The organism is Paenibacillus dendritiformis, from assembly GCF_021654795.1.
Classification (GTDB): Bacteria; Bacillota; Bacilli; order Paenibacillales; family Paenibacillaceae; genus Paenibacillus_B.
In genome coordinates, this window is sequence record NZ_AP025344.1 from 1,166,872 (window position 1) to 1,187,500 (window position 20,629).

The 20,629-nt window shown below is 55.2% G+C and carries 23 protein-coding genes (1 of these 23 cut by a window edge); 19 read left to right on the top strand and 4 right to left on the bottom strand.

What is annotated here, in order from left to right; translation table 11 throughout:
- The first annotated feature begins 231 nt into the window (after positions 1–231).
- Both L6439_RS05020 and L6439_RS05025 read left to right on the top strand, forming a co-directional pair.
- Entirely contained in the window at positions 232–1,290 is a 1,059-nt protein-coding gene (locus L6439_RS05020; RefSeq protein WP_306434376.1) for a hypothetical protein, read from the top strand.
- Positions 1,291–1,384: 94 nt separating this feature from the next.
- A complete protein-coding gene (locus L6439_RS05025) occupies positions 1,385–2,398 on the top strand; it encodes a hypothetical protein (protein ID WP_213471474.1) in 1,014 nt (337 codons plus the stop codon).
- An 81-nt stretch (positions 2,399–2,479) separates the two neighbouring features.
- Here L6439_RS05025 and L6439_RS05030 read toward each other — a convergent pair whose 3' ends face one another.
- Entirely contained in the window at positions 2,480–3,424 is a 945-nt protein-coding gene (locus L6439_RS05030) for a D-2-hydroxyacid dehydrogenase (protein WP_172878865.1), read from the bottom strand.
- Between the two features lie 168 nt (positions 3,425–3,592).
- Here L6439_RS05030 and L6439_RS05035 point away from each other — a divergent pair, with 168 nt between their 5' ends.
- A complete protein-coding gene (locus L6439_RS05035; RefSeq protein ID WP_168181608.1) occupies positions 3,593–4,588 on the top strand; it encodes an LLM class flavin-dependent oxidoreductase in 996 nt (331 codons plus the stop codon).
- 52 nt (positions 4,589–4,640) lie between these two features.
- Here L6439_RS05035 and L6439_RS05040 read toward each other — a convergent pair whose 3' ends face one another.
- Together L6439_RS05040 and L6439_RS05045 are read right to left on the bottom strand one after the other, a co-directional pair.
- The gene (locus L6439_RS05040) at positions 4,641–4,952 is read right to left on the bottom strand and encodes a dehydrogenase (protein ID WP_168181607.1); all 312 of its coding nucleotides are present in this window, start codon (positions 4,950–4,952) and stop codon (positions 4,641–4,643) included.
- A 78-nt stretch (positions 4,953–5,030) separates the two neighbouring features.
- Complete coding sequence (locus L6439_RS05045; RefSeq protein WP_168181606.1) at positions 5,031–5,483, bottom strand: cupredoxin domain-containing protein; 453 nt, start codon at positions 5,481–5,483, stop codon at positions 5,031–5,033.
- 203 nt (positions 5,484–5,686) lie between these two features.
- On the opposite strand from L6439_RS05045, the gene uptA reads away from it, so the two are divergent.
- From uptA to L6439_RS05125, 16 genes are all read left to right on the top strand, one after another.
- Positions 5,687–6,298 (top strand): undecaprenyl phosphate transporter UptA, encoded by a 612-nt coding sequence (gene uptA / locus L6439_RS05050; RefSeq protein WP_168181605.1) that lies wholly within the window; start codon positions 5,687–5,689, stop codon positions 6,296–6,298.
- Positions 6,299–6,300: 2 nt separating this feature from the next.
- On the top strand, positions 6,301–6,867 hold the full coding sequence (locus tag L6439_RS05055) for a thioredoxin family protein (RefSeq protein WP_168181604.1): 567 nt from the start codon (positions 6,301–6,303) through the stop codon (positions 6,865–6,867).
- Positions 6,868–6,962: 95 nt separating this feature from the next.
- Complete coding sequence (locus L6439_RS05060; protein ID WP_168181603.1) at positions 6,963–7,586, top strand: MBL fold metallo-hydrolase; 624 nt, start codon at positions 6,963–6,965, stop codon at positions 7,584–7,586.
- Positions 7,587–7,938: 352 nt separating this feature from the next.
- Positions 7,939–9,144: a M24 family metallopeptidase gene (locus L6439_RS05065; RefSeq protein ID WP_168181602.1), complete on the top strand. Its 1,206-nt coding sequence runs from the start codon at positions 7,939–7,941 to the stop codon at positions 9,142–9,144.
- A gap of 204 nt (positions 9,145–9,348) precedes the next feature.
- Complete coding sequence (locus L6439_RS05070; protein WP_168181601.1) at positions 9,349–9,732, top strand: ATPase; 384 nt, start codon at positions 9,349–9,351, stop codon at positions 9,730–9,732.
- Positions 9,733–10,196: 464 nt separating this feature from the next.
- Positions 10,197–10,487 (top strand): hypothetical protein, encoded by a 291-nt coding sequence (locus L6439_RS05075; RefSeq protein ID WP_213471475.1) that lies wholly within the window; start codon positions 10,197–10,199, stop codon positions 10,485–10,487.
- A gap of 356 nt (positions 10,488–10,843) precedes the next feature.
- Positions 10,844–11,131, top strand: coding sequence for an Asp-tRNA(Asn)/Glu-tRNA(Gln) amidotransferase subunit GatC (gatC, locus tag L6439_RS05080; RefSeq protein WP_168181600.1), 288 nt, complete (start codon positions 10,844–10,846; stop codon positions 11,129–11,131).
- Between the two features lie 35 nt (positions 11,132–11,166).
- Positions 11,167–12,612, top strand: a complete 1,446-nt coding sequence (gatA, locus tag L6439_RS05085) for an Asp-tRNA(Asn)/Glu-tRNA(Gln) amidotransferase subunit GatA (protein ID WP_374043242.1) — start codon at positions 11,167–11,169, stop codon at positions 12,610–12,612.
- A 14-nt stretch (positions 12,613–12,626) separates the two neighbouring features.
- The gene (gene gatB, locus L6439_RS05090; protein ID WP_213471477.1) at positions 12,627–14,069 is read left to right on the top strand and encodes an Asp-tRNA(Asn)/Glu-tRNA(Gln) amidotransferase subunit GatB; all 1,443 of its coding nucleotides are present in this window, start codon (positions 12,627–12,629) and stop codon (positions 14,067–14,069) included.
- A 141-nt stretch (positions 14,070–14,210) separates the two neighbouring features.
- Positions 14,211–14,696 carry a GNAT family N-acetyltransferase gene (locus tag L6439_RS05095; protein WP_168181597.1) on the top strand — a complete coding sequence of 162 codons (486 nt, stop codon included), beginning with the start codon at positions 14,211–14,213 and terminating at the stop codon, positions 14,694–14,696.
- Positions 14,684–15,409, top strand: a complete 726-nt coding sequence (locus L6439_RS05100) for an MgtC/SapB family protein (protein WP_168181596.1) — start codon at positions 14,684–14,686, stop codon at positions 15,407–15,409. The genes L6439_RS05095 and L6439_RS05100 overlap by 13 nt, the downstream gene beginning before the upstream one ends.
- A gap of 169 nt (positions 15,410–15,578) precedes the next feature.
- A complete protein-coding gene (locus L6439_RS05105) occupies positions 15,579–16,157 on the top strand; it encodes an RNA polymerase sigma factor (RefSeq protein ID WP_168181595.1) in 579 nt (192 codons plus the stop codon).
- Between the two features lie 22 nt (positions 16,158–16,179).
- A complete protein-coding gene (locus L6439_RS05110) occupies positions 16,180–16,872 on the top strand; it encodes a hypothetical protein (protein ID WP_213471478.1) in 693 nt (230 codons plus the stop codon).
- Positions 16,873–16,897: 25 nt separating this feature from the next.
- On the top strand, positions 16,898–18,091 hold the full coding sequence (locus tag L6439_RS05115) for a DUF4097 family beta strand repeat-containing protein (protein ID WP_213471479.1): 1,194 nt from the start codon (positions 16,898–16,900) through the stop codon (positions 18,089–18,091).
- A 151-nt stretch (positions 18,092–18,242) separates the two neighbouring features.
- Entirely contained in the window at positions 18,243–18,680 is a 438-nt protein-coding gene (gene perR / locus L6439_RS05120; RefSeq protein WP_168181592.1) for a peroxide-responsive transcriptional repressor PerR, read from the top strand.
- Positions 18,681–18,789: 109 nt separating this feature from the next.
- A complete protein-coding gene (locus L6439_RS05125) occupies positions 18,790–20,562 on the top strand; it encodes a glycosyl hydrolase family 18 protein (protein ID WP_213471480.1) in 1,773 nt (590 codons plus the stop codon).
- Positions 20,563–20,619: 57 nt separating this feature from the next.
- Here L6439_RS05125 and L6439_RS05130 read toward each other — a convergent pair whose 3' ends face one another.
- Positions 20,620–20,629: the end of a DUF2614 family zinc ribbon-containing protein gene (locus tag L6439_RS05130; protein WP_213471481.1), read on the bottom strand. The gene runs 389 nt beyond the window's last position; only the last 10 of its 399 coding nucleotides appear in the window; its start codon lies off the right edge, out of view; its stop codon occupies positions 20,620–20,622.

Sequence of the window (20,629 nt, forward strand, 5' to 3'; positions counted from 1 at the left end):
CAGGAGGGGATTATCGGCCGGTCGTATTTTTTGGGCATGGGACGTGCCGAGCTCGAAATAGGTCCGGTAAAGCCCTTTGATCCACTCTCCCGTGTACTCAGAACATGAAAATACACTTTCCTGATTTCTTAATACTTCCTTATTGATAAATACGTTTTCTTAACTATTTTTAATAGAATGTTTTGTTGGTTTTTTCCAATCTATTCATTAGGGTTATAGGAGTGAGCATATATGACAGAAATGACAAGGGAGGATTTTATCATGAGCTTGAAAAAAACTATCGTCGCAACTTTGATCGCATCCGGCATGCTGGCCGCATTGGCGGGCCCGATACCTGCGGGCGCGGAGGCAGTGCAGGAGAAGCGGCAAGAGGATCGCTGGACAGTTCAAGTGGATCCGAAGTTTACTGAAAAGTTGAATAAAGCGGTAAAGTTATTTGCCGGGAAAGACGTTGAATTGCAGAAGGCAGGCAAGCTTGGCATTTATTCGCCTTATGTTGCAGAAGTGCGATCTGTAGATGGGAAATATTTTGCGCAATATGACATCGATACAGGGACTATCTGGACCGTAGGCGGCCAAACCGCCACGCTTGAACAGATCAGCAAGCAGGATCAAGAAGAAGTTCTGAAGGCTTTGAAAGGATTATATGCGAAGAAGGACTACGTATTTGATAATGAAGTTAAGGTGACTCATCAGTATACCGATGAGAAGGCAGAGGTGAGAGATGAGATAACGTACACCTTGCGAGGAAAAGATTTTTCCGCTAGCCTGAACAAAAATTGGGTCATTGGGGGAGATAGCCTCAGTTATATAACGATTGATTTCGATAAGAATGAGCTTGATCCGAAATTGTTTAAAGCGGCGACAGATGCCGCTAAAACAGCTTTTAATCATAAATTTGAAATGAAGCAGGGTCAGCTTGAGGCTTTTTTTAGTCCACATGTGTCGAAAAAAGGTCAAAAACCAGAATTAAAGTGGGTGCTTCGGGACGACAAGGTTAGGATTTACGCGGATCCCAAGTCAGGAAAAATAAATAGCGTAATCAATGAGCTCGGAATAAAAGTACGGGATAATAAAGGAATTTCAGAAAAAGAGGCAAAAGAAGCGGTTGCTCCGTTAGCAAAGAAATTGTTCAACATCGATCTTAATGGATATAACGTGAAATGGGACAACCTGGAAAAAGACTATTACTTCACCAAAAAGAGTGGCACGAGTGTGAGAGCGGCGTTGGATTCCAATAAAAAAGTGGTGTATATAAAAGCCGGGAGCGCTGCGGCTCCTGGGGCCTAAGAAGTCATTGGCGACTACGGCGCGAATCTTAAGTCTGTAAGTCTGTTTACAGTTTGAAGTGATGAATGAGATATTTGGAAGAGGAGGCTTTATCATGAACTTGAAAAAAGCTATCGTCGCAACCTTGATCGCATCCGGCATGCTGACCGCATTGGCGGGCCCGATACCTGCGGGCGCGGAGGCAGCGCAGGAGACACAGCAAGAGCAGCAATCGGACAGTAAGAAGGTTCCTATCGACAAGAAGCTGCTTCCCAAGCTGCAAAAAGCGGTAAAACAGTTCGCGGGAAAAGAGATAAAGCTGCAGGAGGTTGGCGAGTTTGATAATGAACCAAGAACGGTGGTAGAAGTCAAATCTGAAGACGGAAGCTATCGAGCTTACTTCGAACATAAATCAGGAAGAATATGGGGTGTAAGCGGAGATACGACAATCGATAAAATCGGCAAAAAGGATAAAGATGAGATCCTGAAAATTTTGAAAGGGATGTATTCAAAGAAGACATACCAATTTGATAAAGAAGTGGTCATGTACACGAACTATGATGATAAAAATGAAAAGCTTACAGAGCATATCACATATCAGTTGAGAGGGAAAGACTTTACTGTAAGTCTGGATACGTGGCCGCAAGATAAACGTCTGTACGGGGCCAATATTAAATTTGACAAGAAGGAGCTTGATTTGAAATTATTGAAAACGGCGGCCGAAGCGGTGAAAACGGCTTTAGATCATGATTTCGACGTGACCGAGGCTGCTCTCGTATATACCGGGGATAGAGGGAATTCATGGGTCCTTGAGGACGGCAATGCTATGGTTTATGTAGAAGCAAAGACCGGAAAGGCAACCAACTTTTATCATCATGCCCGCAAACAAGTCACGACAAATAAAGTGATTACGGAAAAAGAGGCCAAAGAAAAGGTCGCTCCGATTGCCAAGAAATTATTCAATATCGACATTTCCAAATCTGAAGTGAAATGGGACAGCTTATATAAAGATTACTGCTTCTTCATCGAAAATAAAGGCACCGTGGTGAGAGCGGCATTGGATGCCGATAAAAACGTGGTGTATCTTAAATCCGGGGACAATGCGGCTCACGGGGGAGACGGAGTTTGATATCTATTCATGCATGGAATTGACCAATATATAAATACCCACCCCAAAAAACCGGGGGCGGCGCCTCCGGTTTTTATCGCGTCAGTATTGGCGGTCGTAATCGACGAGATTGCGGGCGGGGGAGCCCGTGTCGAGGTAGGCCGCCAGATTTTCGAGGAATAACGCCGTGACTTTTTCCTTCAGACGGTCGGTATTCCCTCCGGTATGGGGCGTGATGATCACGTTGTCCATCGCCCAGAGGGGATGATCTTCCGGAAGCGGTTCGGTCTCGAACACGTCCAGGCCCGCGCCGGCCAGACGGCCCTTCGTCAGGGCCTGGACGAGCGCATCGGTGCGGACCGATGCGCCGCGTCCGACGTTCATGAAGAAGGCGCCCCGCTTCATGGCAGCGAAGCGGGCTTCGTCGAACAAGCCTTCCGTCTCCGTGGTTTTCGGAAGCACGTTGACGATGACGTCGCTCACGGCAAGCGCCTCGTCCAGCTTGTCCAGCGTATGGACGGCATCGACATGGTCCGCCGGGCGAGCAGTTCGGCGCACGCCGATGACGCGCATGCCGAAGGCTTGGGCCAGGCGGGCGATCTCGGTGCCGATGCTGCCGAGTCCGATTACGGCCATCGTGCGGCCGTTCAGCTCGGTGAAGCGGCCTGCCTTATCCCAATGGCGGCGCGTCTGATTGCGAATCGCGCGCGGGAGCTCGCGCGTGAAGGCGAGCAGCATGGCGAACACCGTCTCGGCCATCGGGACGGGATGGACCCCGCTCGCGGTGGTCAGCAGAACCTCCCGCTGCTTCAGCTTCTCGAACGGCATATAATCGGCTCCGGATGACCATAATTGGATCCAACGAAGCTTGCTTCCGGACGCCAATCCTGTCTCCTGGGCGGCATCGCACCAGCCGAGTATCACTTCGGCATCGCGGAATTCAGCCGGATCCAGCTCTTTCGGACGGCCGAAGATTATATGCCAATCCGGCGCCGCTTCCCGAATACTGGCTTCCTGCTCAGGCGCCAGTCCGTGCAGACAGATCATTTTACGCACAGCTTGTCCTCCTTTATCATATGTCTCTTCACAAAACATTCCCCGCTTCGAGGCGGATTTCCTCTTTTACCCGAAATAAGCTACTATATAACTTATAACGTCTATGGAAATCATAGCAAATGCATAGATCTGCTCCATACGAGCAAGGAGGCCCGCGACATGAACATCGGAATTCTTGATCAGTCCCCTATCCTGCCAGGGGAGAATGCGACCGACGCATTCCGGCATACGCTGGAGCTGGCCGCGCATGCCGATCGGCTCGGCTTCAGCCGGTATTGGGTATCGGAGCACCACGACGCGGCCGGGCTGGCCGGTTCCTCGCCGGAAGTGCTCATCGCCTCTATCGCGGCCCAGACGAAGCGGATTCGGGTTGGCTCCGGCGGCGTGCTGCTTCCGCATTACAGTCCGTACAAGGTGGCGGAAAATTTCCACGTGCTGGCATCGCTCTATCCCGGACGGATTGATCTCGGCATCGGGCGCGCTCCGGGGGGAATGCCGCTCGCGACGCGGGCCCTCCGTTATGGACGGCCTGCCGATTATGAGACCACCTTCGACAGGGCGCTCTCGGATCTTGGCGGCTTCCTGAACCATGACCTTCCTGCAGAGCATCCGCTCCACGGTCTGAAGGCGACGCCGATCCCCGAGCAGCCGCCGGAAGTATGGCTGCTCGGATCGAGCGGTTACAGCGGAAGGAAGGCGGCGGAGACGGGGGCTTCGTTCTCGTTCGCCCACTTCATTAACGGGGAGGGCGGAGAAGAGGTCGTCCGCGCTTATTATGACGCGTTCCGTCCCGGGCCGCTTGGCGACCGGCCGCGAGCGAACGCCTGCATCATCGTCATCTGCGCCGATACGGACGAGGAGGCGGAGCGGCTGGCCTCTTCCGTCGATCTCAGGCTGCTGCTGCTCGATCGGGGGGATTCGAGGGCGACGTTCGTGTCTCCGGAGGAAGCGGCAGACTTTCCTTACACGGAGTGGGACCGCGAACGCATCCGGTACAATCGCAGCCGGATGATTGTCGGCGGGCCGGGTAAGGCGAAGCGGGAATTGGAGGCATTTGCGGAGCGGTACGGCATTGACGAGGTGATCGCGATGACGGTCACGTATGACTTCGCTGCGCGGCTCCGATCGTACGAACTGCTCGGGGAAATGTTCTGATCCGCATAGGGAACAAGCCGGTTCGCATCGGGCGACCGGCTGTTCGAGTTGCCTAGCCGCCGAAGGCTTGGCGGAAGCAGGCGGAGAGCTTCTTCGGATCGACCTCCCATAGGGCGGCGAGTTCCTCGCATACAGCTTCATCCCACCAGTCTGACAGCTTCTTGCGGTTGGCGTGATTCTCGTGAATCCATATCAGATTGCCGATCACTTTGCGGTAATAGAGCTCTTCGCCTTCCTTTCGTTTGTCTTCCGGAATCCAAATATTCATGCGCTTGATCGTGCGGTACAGCTCGTTGCCGCATGCCCGGCGGATGCCCCGGGCGGTAGGGAGGGCAGCGGTGTGGCGCTGTCTCGGTGTCTTCATGGCCGTTGGCCCCTTTCCAGCAGGTTGTGTTATACCATATGCAGGATGGGGGCCCGCTGCCAGAAAGACCTCGCGCGGCTAGTCGACCACGATGTACCCGATCATTGGGCCATTGCTGGCCGCATCGGCATGCGTATTGCAGACGATGCGGTAAATCCCTTCCTTCGCGGTGAAGCGGATGATCGTTTCCTTGTTTTTTTCGATGGTGCCGGAGATATCGAGGCCTTCAATCACGAAATCATGACGGTGCCCGTTCACGCCCCGGATACGCAGCTCGACGCGCTCTCCTTCATTCGCGTTGACCGTGCCGGGGGCGAATTGATACGCTTCGATCTCGGTTCCGTCCTCCAAGGTGGACTTGAACTCGCCCGTCACCATATGCAGGATGCGGGTCTCTTGGGGGGCGGCTTGCGCAGCTTGCTCCATCCGCATCGATTCGTACCGCCAGAAGGCGGCGCCGACCATGATGGCGGCGATGGCGATCAAGCCGACGCGCCATTGCTTGGGGGTGACAACCCAGAAATTAGCCATAGACGTGAACCTCCTCGACATAGATTCGGAATGCTTGTAGTACGGGAAATCTTTTAAAAAAAATGAAAAATGGCCACGCTGTCCAGCTAGTCCATATGTATATGCCGCATAGGGTTCTAACATGAGCCCTGGGGGGCGATTGCGTCAGAGTCATGTCCCATCGTAGAATAGAATACACTGGTAGCAAAAAGAGGAGATGGGACATGGAATTTTTGCATCAAATTGTGACTGAGCTTTTGCATTGGGTGCAGCAACTGGGAGAATGGGGAATTATGCTTGGCTTGATGATAGAGGTGATTCCGAGCGAGATCGTGCTTGCCTACGGAGGTTTTCTCGTCTCGATTCAAGAGATTACCTTTGCGGAAGCGGTCGTCTTCGGCGTCATCGGCGGGGTTGTCGCCCAGCTGTTCGTCTATTGGATTGGCCGGTACGGGGGGAGACCTGTGCTCGAACGGTACGGCAAATACATTCTCATCAAGCCGCATCATATTGCGAAATCGGAAGAATGGTTCCAGAAATATGGGACAGGCGTTATTTTTACGGCCCGGTTCGTTCCGGTTGTACGGCATGCCATCTCCATACCGGCGGGCATTTCCAAAATGAATGTGTGGCGGTTCACGCTTCTGACGACGCTGGCGGTCATCCCGTGGACGATTCTGTTTGTCTACTTGGGCTTCGTGCTGGGCGATAAATGGGAGCAGATTGACGACGTGGCCGGCAAATGGGTCAAGCCGTTTATTCTCGTTGCCCTGGCGCTGTTAATCGTGTATGTTGTCATTAAATATACGTATTCCAAAAAGAAAGCGGGGAAATAAAGATGGCCAAAAGCGTAGCCGGCGTAATGGGAAAAGGAATTCGCCCCCAAGCCTTTGTGGACGGGATGCAAAAGAACAAGGAGGCCTTCGTCTCCTGGTATGGCCAATTTGCATGGGCGGATGAAGAGGATAAAGCTTTCTTCGAGTCGCTGCAATATCGCGACGACCTGCGCTGCCTTATCCTGGCGGCGGATTGGTGCGGCGATGTCGTCCGCAACGTGCCGGTCGTCTTCCGTGCGATGGAAGCGGCGCAGATCGAGACGGAAGTGCTGATTATGGAGCAATTCCCGGAGACGATGGATCAGTTCCTGACGATGGGCGGCCGTTCGGTTCCGGTTGTCATCTTCGCCGATACCGGCGGACATGTTCTCGGCCAGTGGGGTCCGCGCCCGAGCGATGTGCAGGCGCATATGATCCGCTTCAAGCAGGAGAATCCGGACCGGGAAGCGCCGGACTATCAAGACAAACTGAAAGTGGTAAGGCAGCAAATGATGGAAACGTACGGAGAAGGGACGGGATACCAGACCCGCATCGTGCGCGAGCTCAAAAAGCTGCTGTCTTCCTTTTGACATCCATTAATATTTGACAAGTCAACCTTTTAAAAAAGGGATACCATGTTTGCGTTCGACTTCGCGAACAACTTTTGCAAAGGCGGTGTTCATCTATGTTCCGCATTCAAAGCTATACACTCGGCCCGGTTCAGACCAATGCCTACGTGCTGATCAACGAAGAGACGAAGGAAGCGCTCGTCATTGATCCCGGCATGAACCCGGAGCCGCTGCTGCAAGGAATTCAAGGCTTGAAGGTGTCGGCCGTCCTGCTGACCCATGCGCATTTCGATCATATCGGCGGGGTCGACGCCGTGCGTGAAACTCACGGATGCCCGGTCTATATTCATGAGCGGGAAGCTGACTGGCTTACGACGCCCGAGCTGAACGGTTCGAAGATGTGGCCCCAAGTCTGCGCGCCGATGGCGATGAAGCCTGCCGAGCATCTGCTGCAGGACGGACAGACGCTGGAACTGATCGGCCATACGTTCCAGGTTATGCATACGCCGGGCCATTCTCCCGGCAGCGTAAGCTTCCTCCACGAGAAGCGCTTGTTCTCGGGCGACGTTCTCTTCCGCACGTCAGTGGGACGGACGGATCTCCGGGACGGGGATATGAACGTGCTGCTCCAATCGATTCACGGCAAGCTGTTCCCGCTGGGGGATGACGTTACCGTCTATCCGGGGCATGGTCCCGTGACCACAATCGGGTATGAGAAGGAGCATAATCCTTTTGTATAAAATAGGAAATGATTGGTGAGGCGGCTTGCCGGACGATAATGTTCGGACAGGCCGTCTTCCTTTTTCACGCCGGGGGTCCGTTGGCGCTGAATTGGGGTTCGTGGTATGATGAGCTTAATTGAGGAACGGATGCGCATTCTGCGGGGGACTGAGGCTGCACCTTGGGCGGAGGCATAGATTGAATTCGTGTTCGCGGGGCTGCACGCACAGGAACGAGAATGGATAGAAGGCAAAGCGGGCGCGTAAACCGGGTGGGGTTTGCGCTTTTTGCGTCCTCCGCGGGAGCATTCGCGCAAGACGGGAACCTCCGTGGGAACGGGGGCTTTCAGTAAGCAGGAAGGGAGCAAGATCGATGGAAGGCGTATTGAAGCGAGAAATCGAAGGACGAATTGCCCGGCTGCAGACAGCGATGCAGGAACGAACCATGGACGGCTGTCTGATTACGCAAAATGTCGGGCTTTATTATTTTACCGGATCGATGCAGACCGGGTATCTGTTTGTGCCGAAGCTGGGCGAGCCTGTCTATTTCGTCAAGCGCAGTCTGGAGCGCGCCCGGCATGAAGCCGGGGTGGCGGTCGAGCCGCTCGGCTCCTTCCGCGCTTTCGGCACGCTGCTGCAGGAGCGCTTCCCGGCGGTGTTCAGGTCCGGACGCCCGGTCATTGCCACGGAATACGACGTGCTTCCGGTGCAGTTGTTCGAGCGTCTCCGCTCCGTTCTGCCGGATGCGGCATGGACCGACGGCTCCGCGATGCTGCGCGGCCTGCGGATGGTCAAATCGCCGTGGGAGATCGAACGCATCCGCACGGCCGCTCGCGCCGCGCATCATGCGCTCGAGCAAGCGGCCGCGTACGTTCGTCCCGGCATGATGGAGCTCCAGCTTATCGCCCATATCGAGCATGTGTTCCGGATGCAGGGCCATGTCGGATTTATCCGGATGCGCGGATACAACCAAGAGATTATTACCGGGATGGTCGCATCGGGCGAAGCGGGAGCGGAGCCGACGTACTTCGACGGTCCGGCCGGCGGGCGCGGCTTGACCCCGGCCAGCCCCCAAGGCTCCAGCCGGAAGGTTATCGCGGAGAATGAACCGGTTCTCGTCGATATCGGATGCTGCATCGACGGCTACGTCATCGACCAGACCCGGACGCTCGTCATCGGCAAGCTGGATGAGGAGCTTGAGCGGGCCTACGATTCGTCCGAGGCCATCCTTCGGGCCGCCGAAGCGAGCCTGAAGCCGGGGACGGTGTGCGAGTCGCTGTATGCCGGCGCGCTGAAGCTGGCCGAACAGTACGGCTTGGCGGAGCACTTCATGGGCTTCGGGAGCGATCAGGTCAGCTTCCTCGGCCATGGCATCGGCATGGAGATGGATGAATGGCCCGTGCTGGCACGCGGCTTCACGATGCCGCTTGAGCCCGGCATGGTCATCGCGATCGAGCCGAAATTCACCTTCCCCGGCCGAGGCGTCGTCGGCATCGAGAACACGTATCTGATTACGGACGACGGATTCGAGAAGCTGACCACTCCGCCGGAAGGCGTGTGGCGGATTCCGGCGCCGTAATCGGGGGCCGGATCCGGGTGTGACGGGAACCCGCCATGCCGCGCTTCCCCCGATTTCCTGAGAATGCATGTTGACATTTGCCTGGAAGTCACATATTTTAATTTTGAAAAGGCAGCGTCTTTTTGCGGGAACAAGCATACATTTACAGCAATCATAAATTTTAGTACGATAGAGGAAACAGCATATGGATGGGAGGCATGGACAATGCTGCATTTGGGAGAGAAAGTAGTCATTGTTGCCGACCGCTTCGAACAACATTTGCCTATCGGGGAATATGGCTATATCATTGCCTATGACCGCAATGCGGATAACGCATTCGATTACGTCATCCGGGTGCCGAGAGCAAACCGCAACTTCTTCGTGCCGGCGTCTGACGTCGAGCAGGAAGGCCTGCTGCTGCAGCAGGAAGCGGACCGCATCGAACGGGAAGCGCTTATCGACTATGCACTGGCTACTCACAATGAGTCTCTGTTCCGACGGATCATGAACGGAGATGCGGAAGAAGACCAGAAGGAAGAGAACGAGCAGGAAGAAGCGATGTCTCAGGAAGAGTTCATCCGCCAAGTCAACCTGCGCGCATGGATATAAGGAAGAGCACCGGTGTGCGTTACAGGGTAACGTGCGACCGGTGCTTTTTTGATAGGATAGACTTTATAAATTTGTTTGGGTGCAAGCAGGTCTTCCGCTTGTTTCTGTTTTTGGCCAGGTTAGGATACGGAGAGGAACATCTTGAAACGAAACTTTTTTGGATAAAAATTTGCGGCCCAGAGCGCTGTACATCGATTTTTTCTATTGAGAGACACGGGTCTACCACATAAAAAATGAATCGCCCAAAACTCCCCAAAAAAACCTATGTCTTTCTCAACGGTCTGATTTACGGGCTTCAAGAGACTGCGCCGGATCCGGGAGGCATTATCGCTGTCTGTAGGCTCGTTGGCTCTAGGAGGCCTCGTTTCCTTCTGGAAGCGTCATTTCCTCCTGGAAGCGTCGTTTCCTCCTGGGGCTTAAACTTGTGGAGGGAATTGCTGTTATTTTACAGGAATTTCGGCTCAATGCGTCCACATCCCGAGGAAATGCTGCACAGCTACATCATTTTAGGCCTTTTTGCTCCAAGTCGAAGCGAAACGGGTGAAATTGGTGCCGTTTTGCAGGATTCCCTTTCTGGTGAAGCCGTCCCTATCGAATTGCTGTATTTGCGCAGGATTTTGCTTGCCGAACAGGCTTACCGAATAAGTGTGCCTTATAAGCGGGCCTTGAGAAATCATGCAGTTATGCGGATTTCGCTTTTGAATCGGCGTGTCTGGAGAAATCATGCAGTTATGCAGAATTCGCCTACCGGATAGACGTATCTAAGGATATTGTGCAGTTTTGAGGCCGTTGGAACCCCTTCATTTTTCGGAAGGAGTAGAGATTCTCTTTTACTAATCAAACTTGGCACTCCGAGCAGAGCGTATTAAATCCATTTTTCTACGAAGAGACGAGTCCGAATAGAGTATAGATTGCCGAAAAAATCCCTTGGACTTTCTTGTATCGAGAAGGCGGCGGCAAGGGGATGCCAGCAAGCTAATACCGCTGCGGGGCGGCGGAAAACGCGGCGCTGCGCCGCATTAATGGAAGCCAGCGTTGAGTTGCCCACGCTTCTAGGATATAATAGAGGGATGAATTTGGCCCAATTGGGACAAGGAGGAACAGGTTGCCGATGAGCATTCAGGTACAAGACGTCGAGCACGTAGCCAAGCTGGCACGGCTCAATTTAACCGATGAAGAAAAAGCGCGCTATACCGAGCAGCTGAACGCGATTCTGAAGTACGCAGAGAAGTTGAACGAGCTGGATACGGATGACGTGCCGCCGACAACGCATGTTCTGCCGATTCGCAACGTGATGCGTGACGATGCCGTTCGTCCATCGCTGCCGATAGAGAAAGTCATGCTTAACGCGCCGCAGGAAGAGGACGGCCAATTCCAGGTTCCGGCGGTTCTGGAGTAAAGAGAGAGGGGGCAACCGCATTGACATTGTTGGATATGACGATATCACAAGCCAGACAAGCTTTGGCAGACCGCCAAGTATCCGCAGCCGAGCTGACGGAGGCGTCTTTTGCGCGCATCGCGCAGACCGACGGACGGGTGCAGGCGTTCCTGACGCTGAATGAAGAAGGGGCCAAGGCGCAGGCGAAGCGCATCGATGAGCGCCGGGCCGCGGGCGAGGCGCTTCATCCGCTGGCCGGCATTCCGGCCGGCCTGAAGGATAATATCGTGAGCGAAGGGATGCGCACGACATGCGCCAGCCGCTTCCTCGAGAACTATGAGCCGGTCTATGACGGAACCGTCGCCCGCAAGCTGAAGGAAGCGGACGTCGTTACGGTCGGCAAGCTTAATATGGATGAGTTCGCCATGGGCGGCTCCAATGAGAACTCCGCTTTCCAGGCGACCCGCAATCCTTGGGATCTGGAGCGCGTACCGGGCGGTTCAAGCGGCGGCTCGGCGGCGGCGGTGGCTGCCGGCCAGGTCAGCTTCGCCCTTGGCTCGGATACGGGCGGATCGATCCGCCAGCCGGCGTCCTATTGCGGCATCGTCGGCTTGAAGCCTACCTATGGCCTCGTATCGCGCTTCGGCCTCGTCGCGTTCGCATCTTCCCTTGATCAGATCGGGCCGCTGACGAACAATGTAGAGGATGCCGCGCACGTGCTTCAGGCCATCGCCGGCTACGACCCGATGGATTCCACCTCGGCCAAGGTGGACATTCCCGATTATGCGGCGGCCTTGAGCGGAGAGGTTCGCGGCCTGCGCATCGGCGTGCCGTCCGAATATATCGGGCAGGGCGTCGATCCGAAGGTGAAGGAAGCGGTGCTTGCCGCCTTGAAGGTGTACGAGCAATTAGGCGCGACCTGGGAAGAGGTGTCCATGCCGCATACGGAATATGCCGTGGCGACGTATTACCTGCTCGCTTCATCCGAAGCGTCGTCCAATCTGGCCCGCTTCGACGGGGTCCGCTACGGCGTTCGCGCGGAGCAGCCGGGCAATCTGCTCGAGCTGTATCTCCAGTCGCGCAGCCAGGGCTTCGGCCCGGAAGTGAAGCGGCGCATCATGCTGGGAACCTATGCGCTCAGCTCCGGCTATTATGACGCCTACTATTTGAAGGCGCAGAAGGTTCGCACCTTGATTCAGCGCGACTTCGAACGGGCATTCGAGAAGTATGACATTCTGCTCGGGCCGACGGCGCCGACGACGGCCTTCCGCTTGGGCGAGCAGGTGGACGATCCGCTTCAAATGTACTTGAATGATATTTTGACGATTCCAGTCAGCTTGGCGGGCGTGCCGGCGATCAGCATTCCATGCGGATTGGCGGACGGCATGCCGGTAGGACTGCAGCTGATCGGACGGGCGTTCGATGAGGCGACCGTGCTGCGCGCGGCGCATGCGTTCGAGCAGAATACCGATCATCACAAGCTGCGTCCGCAGTTGTCATAGAGGAGGCTTACGACATGCCAAGTGCTAAATATGAGACGGTCATCGGACTGGAAGTTCACGTTGAGCTTCGCACCGAATCCAAAATATTTTGCGGCTGCTCCACCGCCTTCGGGGCGCCGCCGAACACGCATACTTGCCCGATCTGTCTCGGGCATCCGGGCGTGCTGCCGGTGCTGAACCGCCAGGCGGTCGAATATGCGATGAAGGCTGCGATGGCGCTGAACTGCGAGATTGCGTCCGTGAGCAAATTCGATCGCAAAAATTATTTCTACCCAGACTCGCCGAAGGCTTATCAGATTTCGCAGTATGATCAGCCGATCGGGCAGAACGGCTGGATCGACATCGAAGTCGGCGGCGAGACGAAGCGAATCCGCATCAATCGCCTGCACCTGGAAGAGGATGCCGGCAAACTGACGCACGTCGACGGCGGCTATGCTTCGCTCGTCGATTTCAACCGGGTAGGCACGCCGCTGGTCGAGATCGTGTCGGAGGCGGATCTGCGTTCCCCGGAAGAAGCCAAGGCTTATTTGGAAAAATTAAAGGCCATCATGCAATATTGCGAAGTATCCGACGTCAAGATGGAGGAAGGCTCTCTCCGTTGCGACGCGAATATCAGCCTTCGCCCGTACGGGCAGAAGGAATTCGGAACGAAGGCCGAGCTGAAGAACATGAACTCCTTCCGCGGCGTGCAGCGCGGCCTCGAATATGAAGAGGAGCGCCAGGCCGATATTCTCGACGAGGGCGGCCAGGTGGTGCAGGAGACGCGCCGGTGGGATGAAGCCCAGGGACGGACGCTGTCGATGCGCAGCAAGGAAGAAGCGCATGACTACCGCTACTTCCCGGATCCGGACCTAGTTACCATCGTCATCGACGATGAATGGAAGGAGCGCATCCGCGCCACGATTCCGGAGCTGCCGGATGCCCGGAAGGCCCGATATACCGCCGATTACGGCTTGTCCGGATATGATGCCGAGGTCATCACCTCCTCCAAAAAGCTCGCCGACCTGTTCGAGGACAGCCTTCCCTATACGAAGGATGCCAAAGCGGTGGCGAACTGGATTATGGGAGATCTGCTGGGCTATCTGAATGCAGGCGGTCTTGAAATCGAAGCCGTCAAGCTGGACGGACAAGGGCTCGGGGAAATGATCGGGCTGATTGAGCAAGGCACCATCAGCACGAAAATCGCAAAAACGGTATTCAAGGAAATGCTCGAATCCGGCAAGCGGCCGCAAACGATCGTCGAGGAGCAAGGACTGGTGCAAATCAGCGACGAAGGCGCCATTCTGGCTGTCGTGCAGCAAATCATCGCGTCCAATCTGCAATCGGTCGAGGATTATAAAGCCGGCAAGCAAAAAGCGATCGGCTTCCTCGTCGGCCAGGTGATGAAGGAGACGAAGGGCAAAGCGAATCCGGGGCTCGTGAATCAATTGCTGGTCCAATGTCTGAACAGCCAATAATGCCGGCTGTGATATAGCAGTCCGCAAGGCGGAGCATGCGTTGCAGTTTTTTCATCGATACAAATGAAGGAGCTTGGCGCATACTTCGCCTTTTTTTGCTTACAGATAGGTAGAGCAATACAAATTACGGTCTGTGGGGGAATGATTGTGCTTCGCCAATTGGACATGAATGATCGCGAGACTCTAGAACAATTATGGTATTTGCAGCAAAGCGCCTATCGCATCGAAGCGGATCTTCTCGGCTTCGACCGGATTCCTCCGCTGATGGATACGATCGAAGATCTGAGGCAGTGCAAGGAAACCTTCTACGGCTGGTGGGATGATGCCGAACTGGTCGGAGCCATCTCGTATGAGGTGCCGGAACCGGAGGTCATCGATATTTGCCGCCTGATGGTCCATCCCCGCTCTTTCCGGCAAGGGATCGGTTCCCGTCTGCTGGAGCATGTTCTGCAGATTCCGGGATTTCCGGTCCACCGCATTGCCACGGGAGCGCGCAATACTCCCGCCCTCCGGTTATATGAGCGAGCGGGATTCCAATTTCGGGACGAAGAAGAAATTGCACCCGGTGTCTATCTTCGCCATCTGGAACGGGTGTCGAAGGAGGGCGGTCCTGGATGGGAGAAATAGTCGATGCCTCGAATCCTTGGGTTATTGACAATGTCTCGCTGATGATGCGCTTGTTCCTGGCGATGCTGCTGGGCGGCTTGGTCGGCTTGGAACGGGAGCAGGCGAATCATCCTGCGGGCTTGCGCACGCATATTCTCGTGTGTCTCGGTTCGGCCTTGATTATGCTGTTGTCCATTTATGGCTTTGCTCAATTCGTCTATGAGGGCAATGTCAGGGTCGACCCGGCCCGTCTTGCGACGGCGGTCATTACGGGCATCGGATTCCTTGGAGCGGGCACGATCATCTTTACGGGCAAATCCATCGCCGGTCTGACGACGGCCGCCTCCTTATGGGTTGTTGCTTCTATCGGCCTCGCCGTCGGGGCCGGATTTTATTTCGCCGCCGTGGCAGCCACGGTGCTCGTCATCGTCAATCTGTTTGTCTTCAACAAGATTGAACAGCGGTACTTTGCAAGCAAGAAAACCTATGTCCTTACGCTGGAGACGGACGGAGCCTCCCATTTTCTCCATCAGCTGCACGAATTTTTGAACGAACAGCAGATTCAGGTCAAAAAAGTGACGACGCAGCGCTTGCTCAATCGCCCCTACGAGGGTCCGGATATCAAGCATACCGAAGTTCAAGTTGTTCTTATGGTACCCCGGCAATTCGAAATTTTTGCATTCACGACCCAAGTCGAACAGATGTCCGGCGTACGTTCCGTAACGGTTGAATAGCCGCATCCCCGGCAATCGGCGCAATTGGGACTAGACTAAAGTCGGTGAAACCTTCCTGGACCCGGGAAGGTTTCTTTCGTTTCCCCGTCCGCCTTACAATAAAGGCAGGATATCGGAGAGGCAGCCCGGCAGGCTGCCATCGTGGAGAACGGAAAGGAAGTCGGCTATCGTGGAACGTGAATTGCGGAATCAATCAGATGAACAGCTTGTACAGCTTATTTTGAGCGGCAATAAAGAGGGGATGCGCATTTTGGTGGAAAGACACCGCCCCTTTGTGTTAACTTGTATTTGTCAAACGGTTCAGGACCGGCATCTGGCGGAGGACATCGCGCAAGAAGTCTTCGTCAAAGTATACCGCCGGCTTCATACGTTTCGCGGGGATTCGAAATGGACGACGTGGCTGTACCGGCTTACCCGGAACCAGCTTATCGATTCGCTGCGGAGACAGAGACGGGGAGCCGCCGATCGGCTGGAGCCTGACACGATCGTAGCCCTTCCGCATCAGGATGAGGAAGCGATGCCGGAGGAATGGGTGATCAAGCGCGAGCGGTGCGAGCAGGTCCGCCGGACCTTAGGCAGCCTTCCGGACAAGTACCGGACGGTGATGGTGCTCTATCATATGCGCCAGCGCTCTTACGCCGAGATTGCCGAACAGCTGAAAATGCCCGTGCGGACGGTCGAGACCCGCTTGTACCGGGCCAAAGCGCTGTTCAAAAATGTATGGAACGAGTCGGTCGGAGCCGTATGATTGCAAGGGAGGAATGAATACAATGAACGACGGAGGCCGCAGAGACAAGGAACCACAGGTGGCGGAGCAGATGGAACGCCAGCGAATGGATCATATCCGCACGCCGGATTGGGACATAGAAGAAGAGCAATTTCTCCGGCGGAGAATGGCGAATCTGGAGCATCAGCAGCGTCAGCACCAGCAGCCTGGCAATTTTCCGCCGTATGATGGAATGCCTCCTGTACCTCCCGTATATGGAACGCAGCCGCAGCGCAAGAGCAAATTTTTATCGGTCTTGCTGTCCTTTATTTTTCCGGGAAGCGGTCATTTTTATTTGGGCTTGATGCAGCGGGGGCTGCTCATTATGATGCTGCTCGCTCTGGATATTGTAGCGATTGTCTATTTCAGCGCGACCGATGCCCGGGTGAATGTGCCGCTCATCGTGCTGCTTGCCCTGATGCTGCCCGTCATTTATTTCTTCAATCTGTTCGACGCATTGCAGAGTACGGAACGCGTCAACCAGCAGGCGGTATATGGATTGGGTGCCGCCAATGTGAAGCAAGGCCCTTGGCTTGGCCTGCTGCTCCTGTTCGGCGGCCTCGTTCTGCTGCTGTTCACGGTGGACCCGGCCTGGCTGCGCTGGTTTTTCAGCAATGCCGGCTCTTACGCTGGAGCGGCGGTGCTTATCGGCGGAGGGATTTTTCTGCTGCTTAAGGAATCGCGCAAAAGACGCTAGCCGATCATAAGGAGTTGGGGCATACTTGATAAAGGTAGGCCGGATTACTGCAGCCTTGTTGATAGTCACCGTCGGCGTGATGGTGCTCGCCGATCAATTATTCGGCCTCCGCAGCATCCGGCTTCTGCTCGTGTGGTGGCCCTGCATCTTCGTGTTGTGGGGATTGGAGATGATGGTGAGCGCCAAGCGCGGGCGAAGCCCGGACGGGAAGCGAAGCTGGAAGATCGATTGGCTCGGCATGTTCGCCGCCATCTTTTTATCCGTGGCGGTGTTCATGATTACCCAGCCTTATCTGTTCAGGGACTGGGTGCGGAGCATTCAGTTCGATTTTTCGATGATGAAGGAAATGAAGCTCGCCGAAGGAATGAAGTTCAAGCAGCCTGCTCTCGCTTATTCCGTCGAAGGCCAATCGATTCGTGAGCTTGCCGTTCGCAATCGGAATGGCAATGTATCGATACGGAGCGGGAACGTAGCGGACGTGGAGGTGGAGCGGACGGTAATCGTCAGCAGCTTGCCCAGGGAAGAGGCCGAGCGGCTGGCAGACCAATCCCGCGTAGATATCGTGGAGTCCGCTGCGGAACACGTGCTTCGCATCGAAGGGGTGCCGGCGCGTTCTGCCGCGAATGAACAGCTCGTCCGGATCGATCTCAGCATTACGATTCCGGATGAGGCGGCGTGGAAGGTTGATGTTCAACTGGGCGACGGGCTGATTGATATCCGTGAGCTTCGGGGGGCCGTCGCCGCCGAGACGAGAAGCGGATCGATCCAGATTGCCCATATCGAAGACTCCGTTCAAGCGCGCACTTGGGACGGAGATATCGTCGTGAAGGGCATTCGGCAGGATTTGATCGCGGATACGGCTCGGGGAGAGATCATCATCCATGATATTGAGGGGAATGTGACCGCGGACACGAAGAGCGGCGATATCGATATTAGCCGTGTGGGACGTTCCGTTCAAGCGGAGACGCTGAGCGGGGACGTGCTGGTTGAATCGGAGATCGTCGGAGGACATTGGAAGCTTCTCAGCCTGGCGGGGGACATGACGGTTCATCTTCCGGATAACGCCGATGCCAAGGTATCCGCCAGGAATACATTTGGCGATATTACTTCCGATTTTCCGCTGGATATTGGCGATAATTATATGGAAGGCACTCTGGGTAGCGGGATGCATGAAATCGTCTTCCAGACGAATGGGAACCTTCGTGTTCTGCGGAGATGATCACGGAGTCGCGGGCGTCCGAGTCAGATTAACATTGACAAATCGAAAAAGATAACCGTACAATGGACATATAGATATTATTTTCTGAGAATCGTTACAATGTAGATCAGACAACCCGAATTAATCATGAGCGTAGAAGGCGGTGGACAGGATGAAGACACGGGTTCAACATGCATTGGAACAATTGAAAATGTCCGGAGTACGCATTACGCCACAACGCCATGCGATTTTAACCTATTTGATGGATGCAATGAACCATCCGACGGCGGATGAGATATATCGGGCGCTTGAGCCGAAGTTTCCGAGCATGAGCGTAGCCACGGTCTACAACAACCTCAAGTTGTTCATTGAAGCCGGCCTGGTACGCGAATTGACATATGGAGACAGCTCCAGCCGGTTCGACGCCAATGTCTCCGATCATTATCATGCGATATGCGAGCAATGCGGCAAGATCGTCGATTTCACGCTGCCGGCTCTGCAATCGGTAGAGGAGACAGCCGCCGAGCGGACGGGCTTCTTCATACGGGGACACCGCATGGAAGTGTACGGCGTGTGCCAATCGTGTGCGGCCTCGGCTGCCAAGGAGTAACGGGATTGTTCCGGAAGTCAGTTGAATCATACATGCGCGCAGCAGATTTTGCTTGCGCGTTTTCTTTTTACAGGGAGATGTTAGACTTGGGAGTGGGAGGAAAGACAACATGAGTTACCGGGGAGAGCGCCGGCACGGAAGAGCAGCCGACGGAAGGCATGCGGCCGGGCCGGGAAGCGGCCGCACGCGCAAAAAAGGCGGCTGCGGCGGATGTCTTATCATTATGATCGGAGTCATTATTTTGTCCGTATGCGTATGGAAAGGATGGTCGGAGTGGTGGCCTGGCCATGAGCGGGCGGAATCCGAGATGCGGCAAGTTGAGCAGCCCCTCACCTATAACGGGATCTGGAGCGGATACGGCACGAGAGGACAGGGGAAAGACCTGCTTATTCCGGTGCAGGCGCTGGATGGCTTGCTGCCGGTCACATTTGAAGAGGAGAGCGGCACGGTGATTTTGACAAGCCCGATTATGGCGGCTTCGATGCCGCTGGACGAGCGGGGCGGTACGCTGAACGGAAGTCCGAAGGAGTGGCCTGCGGCTGCCGTCCGCATCGGCAATACGGTTCATGTTCCCGCATCTGTGCTGGAAGAACTGTACGGGATTGAAGTGAAGCAGTATCCGGCGAACGGAGCGGTGCAGTTCGGAATGCCGGGCCAGACGCTCCAAGCGGGAATGATCGTGAAGCTGCGCCAGCCGGAAGACACGGTTCCGATGAGGCAGCGGGCCGACAAAAAGTCGCCGATTATCGCCGATTTGAAGAGCGAGTCCGCGGTGACCATTTGGGAAGAGAGCGGAGACTGGCTCCGGGTAGAGGCAGATGACGGGACATTGGGGTATGTGGCGGCCGACGATGTCGTGCCGGGGGACACACATACCGTTCCTCATGCTCCGGAGGCGCCGCAGCCGCGGTTCGTCAAGGAGAAGAACCCCGTAAGCTTGGCTTGGGAAGCCGTCTATTCGCGCAATCCAGACCCGTCCAAGCTGCCGAACATGCCGGGCACGAATGTCATCAGTCCGACCTGGTTCAGTCTGGAGGATGACGAAGGGAATGTTCACAGCAAGGCAGACCGGAGTCTGACCGAATGGGCGCACCGGAACGGCAAGCAGGTATGGGCGCTGTACAGCAACAGCTTCGAACCGGAGCGGACGACCGAAGCCCTCTCGACCTTCGAACGCCGGAACCGTACCATCAGTCAACTGCTTGTATTGGCGGAACGTTATCAGGCGGATGGAATCAATCTGGATTTTGAAAATGTGAATGTCGAGGATCGGAATAAGTTGACCCAGTTCGTTAGAGAGCTTGTCCCTCAGCTTCATGCCAAAGGCCTTGTCGCGTCCATCGATGTGACGGCAAAGTCGGAGAGCGGCAGATGGTCCCAATTTCTGGACCGGGAAGCTCTTGGCCAACTTGTCGATTATATGATGGTCATGGCGTATGATGAGCATTGGGCGGCAAGTCCTGTCGCCGGTTCCGTGGCCTCCCTGCCTTGGACCGAGCAAGCGGTGACGCGAATTATGAATGAAGACAATGTGCCGGCGCATAAGCTGGTGCTGGGCATGCCGCTGTATACCCGGATCTGGACCGAAGAAGTGCAGGACGGAGAGACGAAGGTGAGCTCTAAGGCCTTGGGCATGCAATCGATTCAAGATATATTGGCGGATAAGAAGCTGAAGCCGGAATTTGATGAATCGGCGGGGCAGCATTATGTTGAGTACAAGGAAGAAGGGAATTTGCAGCGGATTTGGATCGAAGACGAGCGGTCGGTACGGTCGCGGATTGCGCTGGCCGATCGTCTGGGCCTTGGAGGTATCGCCGTCTGGGCCCGCACTTTCGCCAGTGATGACATTTGGGATGTGCTGCGTTATCCGCCTTCTTCTTAATATGTAAGAAGAAAAGCCGCTTTCCCCGGTAAGGGAAGCGGCTTTTCTATGTAATCGTTAAGACTTC